At 64.4% G+C, this 13,612-nt stretch carries 15 protein-coding genes, 2 tRNA genes and 1 pseudogene; 8 read left to right on the forward strand and 10 right to left on the reverse strand.

The annotated features are described in order from the left end of the window. Window positions 1-3: 3 nt before the first annotated feature. Together E3T47_RS05570 and E3T47_RS05575 are read left to right on the forward strand one after the other, a co-directional pair. On the forward strand, window positions 4-450 hold the full coding sequence (locus tag E3T47_RS05570) for a GNAT family N-acetyltransferase (protein ID WP_134554998.1): 447 nt from the start codon (window positions 4-6) through the stop codon (window positions 448-450). A gap of 3 nt (window positions 451-453) precedes the next feature. Further along, window positions 454-723 carry a hypothetical protein gene (locus E3T47_RS05575; RefSeq protein WP_134555000.1) on the forward strand — a complete coding sequence of 90 codons (270 nt, stop codon included), beginning with the start codon at window positions 454-456 and terminating at the stop codon, window positions 721-723. Window positions 724-762: 39 nt separating this feature from the next. Here the strand turns inward: E3T47_RS05575 and E3T47_RS05580 are convergent, their stop codons facing one another. After that, window positions 763-1,596: a class I SAM-dependent methyltransferase gene (locus tag E3T47_RS05580; RefSeq protein ID WP_134555002.1), complete on the reverse strand. Its 834-nt coding sequence runs from the start codon at window positions 1,594-1,596 to the stop codon at window positions 763-765. Between the two features lie 59 nt (window positions 1,597-1,655). Between E3T47_RS05580 and E3T47_RS05585 the strand changes: the two genes are divergently transcribed. Beyond that, the gene (locus E3T47_RS05585; RefSeq protein WP_134555004.1) at window positions 1,656-3,719 is read left to right on the forward strand and encodes a M3 family metallopeptidase; all 2,064 of its coding nucleotides are present in this window, start codon (window positions 1,656-1,658) and stop codon (window positions 3,717-3,719) included. Between the two features lie 178 nt (window positions 3,720-3,897). Beyond that, a complete protein-coding gene (locus E3T47_RS05590) occupies window positions 3,898-4,668 on the forward strand; it encodes a hypothetical protein (protein ID WP_134555005.1) in 771 nt (256 codons plus the stop codon). A 455-nt stretch (window positions 4,669-5,123) separates the two neighbouring features. Here E3T47_RS05590 and clpX read toward each other — a convergent pair whose 3' ends face one another. The 5 genes from clpX to E3T47_RS05615 all read right to left on the reverse strand — a co-directional run bounded on the left by clpX (window position 5,124) and on the right by E3T47_RS05615 (window position 9,536). Next, complete coding sequence (gene clpX / locus E3T47_RS05595) at window positions 5,124-6,401, reverse strand: ATP-dependent Clp protease ATP-binding subunit ClpX (protein WP_134555007.1); 1,278 nt, start codon at window positions 6,399-6,401, stop codon at window positions 5,124-5,126. A 133-nt stretch (window positions 6,402-6,534) separates the two neighbouring features. Beyond that, window positions 6,535-7,218, reverse strand: coding sequence for an ATP-dependent Clp protease proteolytic subunit (locus tag E3T47_RS05600; RefSeq protein ID WP_134555009.1), 684 nt, complete (start codon window positions 7,216-7,218; stop codon window positions 6,535-6,537). Window positions 7,219-7,245: 27 nt separating this feature from the next. Then, a complete protein-coding gene (locus E3T47_RS05605) occupies window positions 7,246-7,848 on the reverse strand; it encodes an ATP-dependent Clp protease proteolytic subunit (protein ID WP_134555011.1) in 603 nt (200 codons plus the stop codon). 164 nt (window positions 7,849-8,012) lie between these two features. Beyond that, window positions 8,013-9,419, reverse strand: a complete 1,407-nt coding sequence (gene tig / locus E3T47_RS05610; protein ID WP_166805623.1) for a trigger factor — start codon at window positions 9,417-9,419, stop codon at window positions 8,013-8,015. A 43-nt stretch (window positions 9,420-9,462) separates the two neighbouring features. After that, window positions 9,463-9,536: transfer RNA gene (locus E3T47_RS05615), tRNA-Pro, on the reverse strand. Between the two features lie 184 nt (window positions 9,537-9,720). On the opposite strand from E3T47_RS05615, the gene E3T47_RS05620 reads away from it, so the two are divergent. From E3T47_RS05620 to E3T47_RS05635, 4 genes are all read left to right on the forward strand, one after another. Next, window positions 9,721-9,791, forward strand: a tRNA-Gly gene (locus E3T47_RS05620). A 172-nt stretch (window positions 9,792-9,963) separates the two neighbouring features. After that, window positions 9,964-10,557 (forward strand): SipW-dependent-type signal peptide-containing protein, encoded by a 594-nt coding sequence (locus E3T47_RS05625; RefSeq protein WP_166805624.1) that lies wholly within the window; start codon window positions 9,964-9,966, stop codon window positions 10,555-10,557. 34 nt (window positions 10,558-10,591) lie between these two features. Continuing rightward, entirely contained in the window at window positions 10,592-11,230 is a 639-nt protein-coding gene (locus tag E3T47_RS05630) for a hypothetical protein (RefSeq protein ID WP_134555015.1), read from the forward strand. Between the two features lie 4 nt (window positions 11,231-11,234). Beyond that, on the forward strand, window positions 11,235-12,293 hold the full coding sequence (locus E3T47_RS05635; protein ID WP_134555017.1) for a signal peptidase I: 1,059 nt from the start codon (window positions 11,235-11,237) through the stop codon (window positions 12,291-12,293). Here E3T47_RS05635 and E3T47_RS16760 read toward each other — a convergent pair. From E3T47_RS16760 to E3T47_RS16300, 4 genes and pseudogenes are all read right to left on the reverse strand, one after another. Next, on the reverse strand, window positions 12,220-12,456 hold the full coding sequence (locus E3T47_RS16760) for a multicopper oxidase domain-containing protein (RefSeq protein ID WP_422386469.1): 237 nt from the start codon (window positions 12,454-12,456) through the stop codon (window positions 12,220-12,222). The genes E3T47_RS05635 and E3T47_RS16760 overlap by 74 nt on opposite strands. Continuing rightward, a complete protein-coding gene (locus tag E3T47_RS16290; RefSeq protein ID WP_241981958.1) occupies window positions 12,456-13,055 on the reverse strand; it encodes a cupredoxin domain-containing protein in 600 nt (199 codons plus the stop codon). The genes E3T47_RS16760 and E3T47_RS16290 overlap by 1 nt, the downstream gene beginning before the upstream one ends. Further along, a pseudogene (locus E3T47_RS16295) lies at window positions 13,056-13,328 on the reverse strand (multicopper oxidase domain-containing protein); the annotation flags it as partial. It lies immediately after the preceding gene. A 91-nt stretch (window positions 13,329-13,419) separates the two neighbouring features. After that, a complete protein-coding gene (locus E3T47_RS16300) occupies window positions 13,420-13,575 on the reverse strand; it encodes a hypothetical protein (protein WP_174844639.1) in 156 nt (51 codons plus the stop codon). Window positions 13,576-13,612 lie beyond the last annotated feature (37 nt).

Raw genomic sequence — 13,612 nt, forward strand, 5'->3', positions numbered from 1 at the left:
CAGATGTCAGTAACCGTGCGCCCGCTGGGCGACAAGGACTTTTTCGCCTGGCTGGGCCTGTTCGAGGGCTACAGCGCGTTCTACGAGAGCGAACTGACCGACCAGAAAGCCCTGCAGGTCTGGAGCTGGATCATCGACGCGAACAACTCTCTCAATGGTGCCGTCGCGGTCGACGAAGCGGGTGATTTCGTTGGCTTCGCGCACTACCGCACCGTACCGCGCACCCTCAGCGGCGACCTCGCCCTGTTCCTCGACGACCTGTACGTCGCTGAGGACTCCCGCGGTAGGGGCGTCGGCGCGCTGTTGATGGAATTTACCAAGGCCTACGCGCGTCAGCACAAGCTGACCCAGGTGCAGCTCGTGACCGCGGCCGACAACGCGACCGCGCAGGTACTCTACGACCAGCTCGGCACCCGCACCGACTGGGTCACCTACGAGATCGACGCCTAGACCATGCAGCTGGGAACCCGATGGCCCATTGGCGGCACCCTGCCGACCGGACTTCCGCACGTCGTCGAAATCGCCGTGCGGGCCGTTGAAGAAGACCTCACGGCCATTGCCGTCGACACCAGCACCTGGCGCTGGACTCTGACCTGGCTGGAGTCCAAGCCGGTGATCGAGCTCGACGACGGCACCGTCATCCGCTTCAACCCGGTGGACGATAGTGCGACTATCACGCAGCCGTCCACCAGCACGGATGATGACGACGAGGACTGGATTTGAGCCGTATCGGCGGTCGCGCGGCCTGACCGCCCCGCATGCTCAGGCGCGGGCCAGAATCTCACCGTGTGGCATGCCAAACCAGCCGTTGGGGTCACGCAGCCACTCTCGCCAGGCTGCGGCCATCCGCTTGAGGTCGGCCAGGTCGGCCACGCCGGACTCGATAGCGTGGGCCGCGAAGCTGGATTCGGTCACCCGCACCGCCCAGGATTCCCCCCACCACTCGCGCTCCGCGTCTGACGCGAAACACCAGACGGATGCGCTGCTGGTCACCTCGGTGAACCCTGCCCGCCGGGCCCAAGTCTTGAGCGAACGGCCGGCATCGGGGTCACCGCCGTTCCAGTAGTGCACCTCGCGGTAGACCCGCATCCAGTCGACCAGGCCGTCGATGGTGGGTGCGATCATGACGCCCCCGTAGTCCACGTCGCGGGCGCCAAACACACCGCCCGGGCGCAATACCCGGCGAATCTCGGCCATCGCCGCGACCGGATCAGCCAGGTGCTGCAGCACCTGATGGGCGTGCACGATGTCAAAGGTCGCGTCGGCGAAGTCGAGCGCATAGACGTCACCGACCTGAAAACTCGCATTGTGTACCCCCTCGTCGGCGGCCAGGCCGGCCGCCCGCTCAATGATCTCGGTCGACGCGTCGAGGCCGACGACCCGTCCGGGCGTGAGCCGTCGGGCCAGGTCGACCGTGATCGTGCCGGGGCCGCAGCCGACATCGAGCAGAACACCCCCGGTGCGCAACTCCGCAATCAAGTAGGCGGCCGAATTCGCGACCGTGCGCCAGGTGTGGGAGCGGAGCACACTCTCGTGGTGACCGTGGATGTATTCGTCGCGTGGCGCGGACTCAGAATTGCCGGTCAGGTCTGTCATGGTGCGATCCTACGCGCCGCCGAAGTAGTCGCGTCGGTGGTCTTGGCTAGTGTGGAGGTATGGATTTTACCGCGACCAATCCGTTTTTCGCCCGCAGCACTCTGCCGTACCAGCTACCGCCCTTCGCTGTCATTGTCGACGAGCACTACCGGCCCGCCTTTCTTCAGGGCATGACCGAACAGCTCGCCGAGGTCGACGCCATCACCGCCACAGCGGATGCCCCAACCTTCGACAACACGCTCGTCGCCCTTGAGCGCAGCGGGCAGACGCTCGCCAGAGTCGCAGAGGTCTTCTTCAACAAGAGCTCCTCCGACTCGGGTGATTTCACCACCGACCTCGAAGAAGAACTCGCGCCCCTGCTCGCCGCCCACGCCGACGCCATCCGGCTCGATCCCCGTCTCTACGCGCGCATCGAAGCCCTGCACGAGCAACGCTCGAGCCTCGCACTCGACGCGGAATCGCTCTACCTGCTCGACCGGTACTTCACCGAGTTCACGCTGGCCGGGGCCGGCCTGAGCGACGACGACAAGCAGGCGCTGCGTGAGTTCAACGCGCGGCTGTCGACGCTAACCACGCGGTTCGAAAAGAATCTGCTGGCCGATACGAATGAACTCGCGCTCGTCCTTGACGACGTGGCCGAGCTCGACGGCCTGACCGGCGGCGAGATATCCGCTGCGGCCGAGGCGGCCCGGGAACACGGCTTCGCCGGGAGGTACTTGATCAGTCTCGTCCTTCCCACCTCGCACCCCTACCTCGCGAGCCTGACCAACCGGGGGGTGCGCGAGCGGTTGCTTGCGGCAAGCAGGGCCCGCGGCATCCGCTCGGATGCGGCCGGCGCGGCCAACGACAACCGGCCGCTCGTAATCGAAATCACGCATCTGCGCGCCCAGCGGGCACGCCTACTCGGGTTCGACAATCATGCCGCCTTTGTGACCGCCGACGAAACCGCGAAAACGCCCGACGCCGTGTGGGATCTGCTCGGCCGCCTCGCGCCGGCCGCTGCCCGCAATGCCCGGGTGGAGCAGGCCGATCTGCAGGCCGTGATCGACGCCGAGGGCGGCGGCTTCGAGCTGGCCGCGTGGGACTGGGCCTTCTACACCGAGAAGGTACGCCGGGCCAAATATGACGTCGACACCGCCGCCATGCGCCCCTACTTCGAGCTTGAAAGTGTGCTGCAGAACGGAGTGTTCTTTGCAGCCAACCGGCTGTACGGCCTCACCTTCACTGCCCGGCCCGACCTGGTCGGCTGGCACCCTGAAGCGCGCGTCTTCGAGGTCACCGCCGAGGACGGCGCTGCCCTCGGGCTGTATATCGGCGACTACTACACCCGTGATTCCAAGCGCGGCGGAGCCTGGATGAACGCCCTCGTCTCACAGTCCGAGCTGCTCGGCACCGACACAACCGTGGTCTGCAACAACCTCAACGTGTCTAAACCGGCCACCGGCCAGCCGACGCTGCTCACCTACGACGAGGTCACCACCCTGTTCCACGAGTTCGGTCACGCCCTGCACGGTTTGCTCGCCCGCGCCACCTATCCCAAGTTCTCCGGCACCAACGTGTACCGCGACTTCGTGGAGTTCCCCAGCCAGGTCAACGAGATGTGGATGCTTTGGCCCGACGTTCTCGCCAATTATGCCCGCCACTACGAGACGGGCGAGGCGATGCCAAAGCCGCTCGTCGACCGCATCCAGGCTTCGTCTGCCTTCAATGAGGGCTTCCTGACCAGCGAATACCTCGCCGCCGCGCTCCTCGACCAGGCCTGGCACCGCATCGACGCCGACACGACGGTCACCGACGTGGCCCAGTTCGAAGCGGATGCCCTCGCTTCCGTCGACCTCGCCAACACGTCCGTTCCCACCCGCTACGCGAGCACCTACTTCGCGCACACGTTTTCGGGCGGATACGACGCCGGCTACTACTCCTACATCTGGAGCGAGGTTCTCGACGCCGACACCGTCGAATGGTTCAAGGAGAACGGCGGCCTGACCCGTGCCAACGGCGATTGTTTTCGCGACCGCCTGCTCGGAGTCGGCGGCACCAGGGATCCGCTGGAGGCTTACCGCCAATGGCGAGGCCGCGACGCTGATCTGCAGCCACTGCTCGATCGACGCGGCCTCAACTAGACCTCCCGCCTACTGCGTCGCACTGGAACTGCGCCAACGCGCGGGTTCCGCCTGCAGCGCAGCGGCGCGGGTTCCGCCTGCAGCGCAGCGGCGTGACTCCCGCGCACCGTGACGGGCTCGCCCGCACCCTCAGCATTGAGGATGCGCGGACGATGTGCCCGTCGTAGGATACTAGGTCATGGACATTCCGACGGGTCTCTCACAGGGCACGGTGCGGCGGCGGCTTCTCTGGATCGCCGCAGGCATTCTTGCCGTCATGCTGCTGGGCGGTCTCGTCTCGCACTACCTGCGCGAGAACATCGCCATCACGACCCCGGGCTGGCCCGGCCTCAGCGCACTGGCGAGCCTGCTCTACGCCGACGGCGAAGCGAACCTGTGGGCCTGGGCGTCGGGGCTCCTCCTGGCCAGCATCGCGCTGTGCCTGGCCGCCGTCGGTTTCGCTGCTCGAAATGAGGGAGAGATCAGTGCACCCTACTTCGTGCTCGCCGTCGTGGCCGTCGAGTTGTCGGCCGATGAGATCGCCCAGTTGCACGAGAAACTCGCGCGCTTTGATCTCGGCAACCGCTTCACATTCGCCTGGCTCACCGTCGGCGTGCCCCTGGCGGTTCTGGTCGGCCTGATCGTTCTGTGGATCGCTCGCCGACTTGAACGAAGGCTCCGGCTCCGCCTCATCTTCGCCGGGGCCATCTATCTGTTCGGCGCCGTCGGTTTCGAGGCCATCGGCGGAATGGTCGTCGGAGGGCGTCTTGACGACCTCTCCCGGGCTAGTTGGCCATACCATCTGCTGGTCGGTATCGAAGAGGGGCTCGAGGTGACGGGTGCGCTGCTGGCTTTGGCTGCTGTGCTGTCAGCGCTGATCATCGAGCGCACGGCGGCTGGAGTACTCGTGCGAACGAGGTTCGGTCGGGCGGGCAACGACGCCACCAACCGTGCGATTGCGGCGCCGTGAGCACAGCTCAACCCAGTCGTGACGGAGCCTGCGCCAACCCAGCCAGAGCATAAACACTCCCCCGACGACCAGGCCCCAGAACGCGGACCCGCACCCCACGATGATAATGCCGGAGGCCGTGACCAGAATGCCACGGCAGTGCAGTGCACACTACGGCGACGAGAAGGCACAGCGGCAGCAGTCCCGGATGAGACTAGCGCTTCTGACGCGCCAACGGCCCGCAGCCCGGCGATGACCAGCACGAACGAACTCGCGAACCCCGTGATCGCAGCGATGATGCCGGTAGAAAATGGTGTACGACACCCGGGGCTGCCCTGTGCCGCTCGTCACTCCTGGTCGCACCCCCGCGAATCTGACCTGACACCTGCTCTGGCGTGACAGCGCAGGAAATCACGTCAAACGGATCCGACTGCCACGCACCCGGTGGAATGCGCACGCGCGAGGGTGTGCACGACTCAGGCTGACTTCACCTGTCGGGACTTCTGGAGCACCATCTCGGCCGGCGCATTGTTCAGTACGGTCTCCCGGGTGATGATGACGCGCTCCACGTCAGTGCTCGAAGGAACCTCGAACATGACCGGGCCAAGAACTTCTTCGAGGATGGCTCGCAGCCCGCGGGCTCCGGTCTTGCGCAGCACGGCGAGGTCGGCGATCGCTTCGAGCGCCGGCTGCTCGAACTCAAGTTCTACGCCGTCGAGCTCGAACATGCGCTGGTACTGACGCACCAGTGCATTCTTGGGAACGGTCAGAATCTGCATGAGGGCTACCTGATCGAGCTGGGTGACCGTCGTGACCACGGGAAGACGACCGATGAACTCGGGTATCAACCCGAATTTGTGCAGGTCTTCGGGCAGAACCTCGCTGAACAGGTTGATGTCATCGCCCTTGATATGCAGGGGTGCCCCGAAGCCGATGCCCTTCTTGCCGGCGCGGGACGAGATGATGTCTTCGAGCCCGGCGAAGGCGCCGGCCACGATGAACAGCACGTTCGTGGTGTCGATCTGAATGAATTCCTGGTGCGGATGCTTGCGCCCGCCCTGCGGCGGTACCGATGCGATGGTGCCCTCGAGAATTTTCAACAGCGCTTGCTGCACGCCCTCGCCGGAGACATCGCGGGTGATTGACGGGTTCTCGGCCTTGCGGGCGATCTTGTCGATCTCGTCGATGTAGATGATGCCGGTCTCGGCCCGCTTCACGTCGTAGTCTGCAGCCTGAATAAGCTTGAGTAGAATGTTTTCGACGTCTTCGCCGACGTAACCCGCTTCGGTGAGGGCCGTCGCATCCGCTACGGCGAAGGGAACGTTGAGACGCTTCGCGAGCGTTTGGGCCAGATAGGTCTTGCCGCAGCCGGTGGGGCCGATGAGCAGAATGTTGGACTTGGCGATCTCGACATCGTCGTGGATGGCCTCGGCTGCGGTGAGGGTGGCCCGCGACCGCACACGCTTGTAGTGGTTGTACACCGCTACGGCCAGGGCACGCTTGGCGGGTTCCTGGCCAATGACGTATTCTTCGAGGAAGCCGAAGATTTCTTTGGGCTTGGGGAGGTCGAATTCACCGGCGGTGGCTTCAGAGCCGGCTTCCGCCAAGCGCTCTTCGATGATTTCGTTGCACAGCTCTACGCATTCGTCGCAGATATACACGCCGGGGCCGGCGATGAGCTGTTGTACCTGCTTTTGGCTCTTTCCGCAGAAGGAACACTTGAGCAGGTCGGCACTTTCACCGATTCGGGCCATGTCAGCCTCCTCCATTGGTCTCGCTGCAATTGAGCCTAGCCTGTGCGTGTGACAGTTACGTGCAGCGCGCCATAAACCGAAACGGCGCGCCGCCCACAGGCGACGCGCCGGTGCGACCGGTTCAGGTCACAAGCTATTTGACCAGCATCGGAAGGTTCTTGCGGCTGGTCAGAACCTGGTCGATGAGGCCGTATTCGAGGGCATCGGCGGCGCTCATTATCTTGTCGCGGTCGATGTCCTTGTTGACCTGCTCGACGCTGCGGTTGGAGTGGTGCGCGAGGGTCTCTTCGAGCCAGACCCGCATACGCAGAATCTCGGCAGCCTGAATCTCGATGTCCGAAGCCTGGCCGCCGCCCTGGCCGCCAACCGAAGGCTGGTGAATCAGGATGCGCGCGTTCGGCAGAGCAAGACGCTTGCCCGCGGTGCCACCGGCCAGCAGCACGGCAGCAGCGGATGCCGCCTGCCCGAGGCAAACCGTCATCACGTGCGGGCGGATGTACTGCATGGTGTCGTAGATCGCCGTCATGGCGGTGAACGATCCGCCGGGCGAGTTGATATACATCGTGATATCGCGGTCGGGATCCTGGCTTTCGAGCACGAGAAGCTGGGCCATCACGTCATCGGCCGAGGCGTCGTCGACCTGCACGCCGAGAAAAATGATGCGGTCTTCGAACAGCTTGGCGTAAGGGTCCTGGCGCTTGTAGCCGTATGCGGTGCGCTCTTCGAAGGTGGGGAGGATGTAGCGAGATTCAGGCGAGTTCGTGGTCGAGCCGCCCATCGAGCTGTAGGCCGTTCCACCGAATGTGGGGATAGTCATGTTTTCTTCCTGTTCAGTTTCGGCGGGCTACTTGGTGACGTCGGCGTCGGGATCGGTACCGCCGCCGCCGATGACATCCGAAGCGGATGCGCGAAGGTGGTCGACGAAGCCGTATTCGAGGGCTTCCTGCGCGCTGAACCAGTTGTCACGATCACCGTCGGCGTTGATCTGCTCCGGGGTCTTGCCGGTCTGCGCGGCCGTGATCTCGGAGAGACGCTGCTTCATATCGAGGATGAGTCGGGCCTGGGTCTGGATGTCAGCGGACGTGCCACCGAACCCGCCCGACGGCTGGTGCAGGAGCACGCGCGCGTTAGGGGTGATGTACCGCTTGCCCTTGGTGCCCGAGGTGAGCAGGAACTGGCCCATCGAGGCCGCCATGCCGATGCCGACGGTGACGATGTCGTTGGGTACGAACTGCATCGTGTCGTAGATCGCCATGCCGGCGGTGATCGATCCGCCGGGAGAGTTGATATAGAGGTAGATGTCGCGTTTGGAGTCTTCCGCTGCCAGCAAGAGGATCTTCGCGCAGATCTCGTTCGCGTTTTCGTCACGGACCTCTGAGCCGAGCCAGATGATTCGGTCCTTCAGCAGTCGGTCAAATACACCGTTGGTGGGTGTCGGGTCCGCCATGTCGTGCTCCGTTTCAGTTGTCGCTTCTCAATGAATCTATCGGAGCGCGTGAGCGAAAACGGCTCTGTTCGCCCTCGGCAGATTACCGGGCTCCACACACATCCTCTGCAGCATGCCAAAGGCCGGCTGGAAGGATCCAGCCGGCCCGTACACGCACAGAGGCGCTACTTCTTGGCAGCAGCCTTCTTCTTCTTCTTGGGCTTGTCGTCGGCGTCAACCTCGGCGGCCGGATCGGCCGGGACGTCGCTGGGGGCGGTATCCGCTTCGGCAGCGATGTCAGCGTCGACGTCAGCGTCGACCGGGCCGGTGAACTCGCTTAGGTCGACCGACTTGCCGTTGGAGTCAACGACCTCAGCCTTGCCCAGGGCAATGGCAAGGGCCTTGTTGCGGGCAACTTCGGCGACCATCGAGGGAATCTGGCCGTTGGAGTTGAGCGTCTGCACGAACTCGCTCGGGTCCATTCCGTACTGGCTGGCACCCTGGATGAGGTACTGGGTGAGCTCATCTTGGCTGACCTTCACCCGCTCGGCTTCGGCGATCGTATCGAGCAGAATCTGCTGACGGAACGTCTTCTCGCTGGCTTCGGTGACCTCGGCGCGGTGCGTATCGTCTTCGAGGCGGCTTTCGCCTTCGAGGTGACGGTTGACCTCGTCGAGAATGATCGCGGCGGGAATCGGAACCTCGACCGAGCCGAGGAGCGTCTCGATGAGGCGCTCGCGGGCCTGGCTGCCCTGGCCGAAGGCCTTGGACTTCTCCACCTGAACCTTGAGGCTCTCGGTCAGCTCGGCGATGGTGTCGAACTCGCTCGAGATCTGGGCGAAGTCGTCGTCGGCGGCGGGAAGCTCGCGCTCCTTGACAGCGATGACCGTGATCGTGATCTCGGCCGTCTCACCCTCGTGGTCGCCACCCATGAGGTTGGAGTTGAAGGTGGTGGTCTCGCCGGCGCTGAGTGAATCGAGCGCCTCGTCGATGCCCTCGATGAGGTCGCCGGAGCCCACCTCATAGGAGATTCCACTCGCGGTGTCGACCTCTTCGCCGGCGATCGCGGCGTTCAGGTCGATCTGGGCGAAGTCGCCGGTCTTGGCCGGGCGATCGACGGTGATGAGCGTGCCGAAACGGCTGCGCAGCTTGTCGAGTTCTTCAGCGACTTCTTCGTCGGACACCTCGACGGCGTCGACGGTGAGCTTGACGCCGGCATAGTCGGGCAGGTCGATCTCGGGGCGCACGTCAACCTCGATAGCGAGGAGGAGGTCACCGGAGAAGTCGGTGTTGCTCGGCCATTCCACGATGTCAGCCTCGGGGCGACCCAGCGGGCGCAGCTTGTTCTCTTCGACGGCCGCACGGTAGAACCCGTCGAGACCCTCGTTGACGGCGTGTTCCAGAACGGCAGCCTTGCCGACGCGCTGGTCAATGATCGCCGGCGGGATCTTTCCCTTACGGAAACCGGGGATGTTGATGTCTTCGGCAATGTGGCCGTAGGCGTGGGTGATGGCTGGCTTCAGCTCGTCGGGGCTCACCGTGATGGTGAGCTTGGCGCGCGTGGGGCTCAGTTTTTCGACCGTGGACTTCACTCGGGACTCTCCTGTGTATTGAAACGGTGTGCTGCGGGTAATGTCGGGGCGACAGGAATTGAACCTGCGACTTCTCGCCCCCAAAACGAGCGCTCTACCAAGCTGAGCTACGCCCCGGATCTACTTCGACCCGTTGGTACTACTTTGTTGGGGAACCAATCCGGTGGCGCAGGCGAGAGCTCACGTCAGGCGGATTGACCTCCGCCAGTCTAATGCACGGCTTTCGAACGGATGCGCCCGCCCTGGCAAACGCCCCCCGGTTTGCTGTACTAAGATGTTTGAGTGCCCGAATGTTGGGCCTGGGGACGTAGCTCAATGGTAGAGCCTGAGTTTTCCAAACTTATGACGCGGGTTCGATTCCCGTCGTCCCCTCCCTTGCCAGGCCGGTTCGTCCGGCCACGATCACTGCGCTCCACCGCGCTGTCTTCCCCTGCCTTGGGGGTTTAGACCCCCTGTTGCTGGCGTGCGCCACCTGTCAGTGTCCTCGTTAAGGGGGACCGACCAATTCGGTTTTGCGTGTCTCCCGCTACGAGAGGCGCAACCCGTGATAAAGCACCTTAGTTTTCTGCCTGCCAGGTCACCCGTGCGGGTGCGAGCCGTTCTTGCGGCCGGCGCCGCGCTGGGGCTGAGCACCGTGATGACATTCGCGTTGTTCACCGATGACGGCCACGTGGAATCGACGTTCAGCACCGGTACGGTCAATCTGACTTTCGACAGCAACCAGCAGGGAGCGCTGGCGGCGCCGTACGCGCTGACCAGTCTCGCCATCGCGAACGGCAAGATCGGCTCGACCACCATCTCGCCGCTGACGGTCCATAACGCGGGCTCCCTGGCGTTCAACTATTCGACGACCACCACCTCGACCGGCAGCGCCGCACTGTCATCCGCCCTACTGGTGAGCATCGTCTCGCTCGGCTCCTCGGGCACCTGCGATGCGACGACCTCGTTCACCGGCTCCCTCTCTACCGGTTCCGGCCTGAACGCCGCGAGCATCCCCGCTCGCTCGCTCGCGGCCGGAGCGTCAGAGGTGCTCTGCTTCAAAGTGACTCTGCCGACCACCGGCAGCGACGCCACGGACAACGCGCTGCAGGCAGCGACGACCACGGCGAAGTTCGCGTTCGCCGCCGTCCAGTCGTAGTCATCTCGTGACCCGCCACGCTTCAGGAGTCGCCGTGCCCCGCGTGAATTACCCCACCGCGCGGCACCCGGCGGCCCTGGTGCGTGTGTGGGTGCGGCTTATCCTGGCTTTCGGCGCTCTCGTCGGCATCGGCGCGTACGGCACGAGCGCGTCGTTCACCGATGCGTCCTACGTCGCGGCGTCCTTCGCAACGGGCACCATCGACCTGACCGTCGCCGGCTCGTCCGGTGTTTTTGCGCAGGGCCGTCCCGCCGAGCTCGGCCTCACCCAGCTGACCGCAGTGGGGATGTATCCCGGCGGTCCGGCAGGCATCGCCGAACTGAGGCTGCACAACAACGGCCAGATCGCCATGAACCTGTCCACGATCGTATTCACGACGACCAATTCCGGCGGTGTCGCCAACGATGCCGGCACGACCGCGCTCGGCCAGATAGCTCGACTGAAAGTCGTACAGTATTCCGGCGCGCAGGTGTGCGATGACGCACTCGTGGCCGGGGACGGCACGCTTCCCCTGAGCGCCACCATCTCAACGGGTCTTCCCACCCTTGCCGCCGGTACCACGGTGACGTATTGCCTGAAGGTAAACATTCCCGGCACGGTCACCGATGCCCCCCGCGCAGCACTCAACGTCGACATGCGGCTCCACGTTCTCGTGACGTCAGTACAGGTTTGAGGCCATGATCAAAATTACCCGAATCTCCCAGGAGATCGTTCTCACCCTCGGCGCCATTCTCGGCGTCATCTGCATCCTCGCGGCCCTGGCCGCCGTGTTCTTTGGGGTGACTCCCCTGATCTTTCGATCGGGGTCGATGTCCCCCGAAATTCACACCGGTGCCCTCGCCCTGGCCCTGAAGGTACCAGCGAGTGAGATTCGCGTTTCCGATGTCGTCAGCGCGGTCAACCCACAGGGCACCAGGGTCACGCACCGCGTGACCGCCGTCTCCCCCGAGGCCAACGGCACGGTCGCCCTCACCATGCAGGGCGACGCAAACGAAGTCGTTGATCCGGAACCGTATCTGGTCGCTCAGGCCGATCGCGTCATCTGGCACCTCGATGGCCTGGGATTCGTCGTGCAGGAGGTTCAGAAGCCGCCCTACGTGTTCGCGATAGGCCTGCTGGCCGGCGCCCTGCTGGTCATGTCGGTGCGCAGCAGCCGCGTTGCGCGGCCGGCTGCTGATCAGGATACCGAGACCGACAGAGCGGATGCCGGCGTTCGCGTCATCGACGAACCGCCCGCTAATTCACTGGATGACACCGAGACCGATACTGCACCCGGTCGCCGGCGCAAGCGTGCGGTGGTGGCGTCGACGGCGCTCGTCCTGGCCGCGGCGGTCGCGGCGGGAACACTCGTCGGTGGGCATCCGCTCGACACGATGGCGTTGTTCACCGACCAGACCGGAGCGGTATCGGCGAGCCTGGCGTCGTCACTCGGCGTTCCGTTCCAACCGACGAACGTGACGTGCTCCGGTACCGGTACCGGCGGCAAGGACATGACTATCTCGTGGACGGTCGCTGCCACGACTCCCAACGCGGGGTATTCGATCGAGGGCGGCCCGACTGCCAACCCGACTCAAACCACGAGTGCCGGCGTCGTGACCGTCGTGTTTCCATCCTCAGCGATGACGGCTACCACCTATACGTTGATCGTTTCAGCCATTCACTTCACGAACTGGCCAGCGTCGGCCAGTTCCAAGACCGTGAGCGTGACCCAGCCCAAAGGCAAGGTGCACTGCTGATCCACTGGCGCACCGGAACCGACGGAGGCTCAGAACCGACCCGCAGCACCTGGAACTGCATGGCGTGCACGTGAAAGTTGTGTGGCAACGGCATGGCGTTGTCGATGGTCCACACCCCGGTGGCGCCCGCCTCGACGGTCTCGTCGATGCGAGTCATGTCCATCAGCCGGTTGTTGATCGTGTACCCGTTGAGGGTGAAGGAGCGGTCGGTGGAGGCATCCGCTTTCTGCAGCGGCTCAATGGAGGCGAGGGCGGTCGGCGTCGAGCCGATGCTGCTGAGCGTTGCGGCGGCGCGCAGCTCGAGCAGGTCGAGCAGGTCGAGCAGGTCGAGCAGGTCGAGCAGGTCGAGCAGGTCGAGCAGGTCGAGCAGGTCGAGCGTGTCGAGCGTGTCGTCGCCGGCGTTGCGGCTTGCGGCGCTGGCCGAGGTGCCGCCTCCGCCAGTAGTCCCCCGTCGGTCGCGATGAGGTCGAAGTGCCGGCCGTCGCTGAACCCGAAGTCGTACAGGCGGGACGTGGAGCCGTTGACGATGCGCAGGCGCACCACCTCGGAAATGACGTCAAGGTAGGGCGCGAGGGCACCGTTGACGAGCAGCTGGTCGCCTACGGGTCCGATGTAGCCGCGTACGTCGGTGACGAACTGGCCGTTCTCGTCGAAACGACGGTCCTGCACCACCACCGGAATATCGTCGACCCCGTAGCTGCGCGGCAGATTGAGGGCCGCTTCCTCGTCGTCCTGCACGAGAAAGAGACCGGCCAGGCCCATTTAAACCTGGTGTTCGGTGGTGCCGTCGGGGTGCGGGTGGTACCACAGGGTCGCTGCGGGCTGGTCGATCGTGAAGTTCGGGCTCCACGTGGCACCCGGCTCGACCATCTGGTGCGGGCCGCCGTCCATTTCGGCGGGCAGGCTCAATCCGTGCCAGTGCACGGTCGAGGCTTCGTCGAGCTCATTGCCGACGTTGATGCGCACGTCTTCGCCACGCCCGGCGACGATGGTCGGGCCGAGAAAACTGCCGTTGTAGCCCCAGGTGTCGGTCGCAACGCCGGTACGAACTCGGCCGTGAGATCGAAGACCCGTTCCCCGGCGGCAATCACGGTCGACTCAGCCAGCGGCAAAATAGCCAGCGGGTTCACGAATCGATCGTGCCGACGGTGTCGATGACGCCGGCACCGGCGTCGCTCGAGCAGGCGGTCAGGCCCACGGCCAGCACGACCGAGCCAATTACCGCGCCGCTGACAATGGTGGCAATGCCACGACGGGGGCGGGCAAATCGAGACGGGAGCATGATTCTATTTTGCAGCCTGCCCGACGCTCTCACACCA

Source organism: Cryobacterium ruanii (genome assembly GCF_004404055.1).
GTDB classification, from domain to species: domain Bacteria; phylum Actinomycetota; class Actinomycetes; order Actinomycetales; family Microbacteriaceae; genus Cryobacterium; species Cryobacterium ruanii.

What these genes read in the sequence shown, in the direction of transcription:
- E3T47_RS05570 (WP_134554998.1), top strand. Translation starts at nt 4, where the DNA reads ATGTCAGTAACCGTGCGCCCGCTGGGCGACAAGGACTTTTTCGCCTGG.
- E3T47_RS05575 (WP_134555000.1), top strand. Translation starts at nt 454, where the DNA reads ATGCAGCTGGGAACCCGATGGCCCATTGGCGGCACCCTGCCGACCGGA.
- E3T47_RS05580 (WP_134555002.1), bottom strand. Translation starts at nt 1,596, where the DNA reads ATGACAGACCTGACCGGCAATTCTGAGTCCGCGCCACGCGACGAATAC.
- E3T47_RS05585 (WP_134555004.1), top strand. Translation starts at nt 1,656, where the DNA reads ATGGATTTTACCGCGACCAATCCGTTTTTCGCCCGCAGCACTCTGCCG.
- E3T47_RS05590 (WP_134555005.1), top strand. Translation starts at nt 3,898, where the DNA reads ATGGACATTCCGACGGGTCTCTCACAGGGCACGGTGCGGCGGCGGCTT.
- clpX (WP_134555007.1), bottom strand. Translation starts at nt 6,401, where the DNA reads ATGGCCCGAATCGGTGAAAGTGCCGACCTGCTCAAGTGTTCCTTCTGC.
- E3T47_RS05600 (WP_134555009.1), bottom strand. Translation starts at nt 7,218, where the DNA reads ATGACTATCCCCACATTCGGTGGAACGGCCTACAGCTCGATGGGCGGC.
- E3T47_RS05605 (WP_134555011.1), bottom strand. Translation starts at nt 7,848, where the DNA reads ATGGCGGACCCGACACCCACCAACGGTGTATTTGACCGACTGCTGAAG.
- E3T47_RS05635 (WP_134555017.1), top strand. Translation starts at nt 11,235, where the DNA reads ATGATCAAAATTACCCGAATCTCCCAGGAGATCGTTCTCACCCTCGGC.
- E3T47_RS16760 (WP_422386469.1), bottom strand. Translation starts at nt 12,456, where the DNA reads ATGGACATGACTCGCATCGACGAGACCGTCGAGGCGGGCGCCACCGGG.
- E3T47_RS16290 (WP_241981958.1), bottom strand. Translation starts at nt 13,055, where the DNA reads ATGGGCCTGGCCGGTCTCTTTCTCGTGCAGGACGACGAGGAAGCGGCC.
- E3T47_RS16300 (WP_174844639.1), bottom strand. Translation starts at nt 13,575, where the DNA reads ATGCTCCCGTCTCGATTTGCCCGCCCCCGTCGTGGCATTGCCACCATT.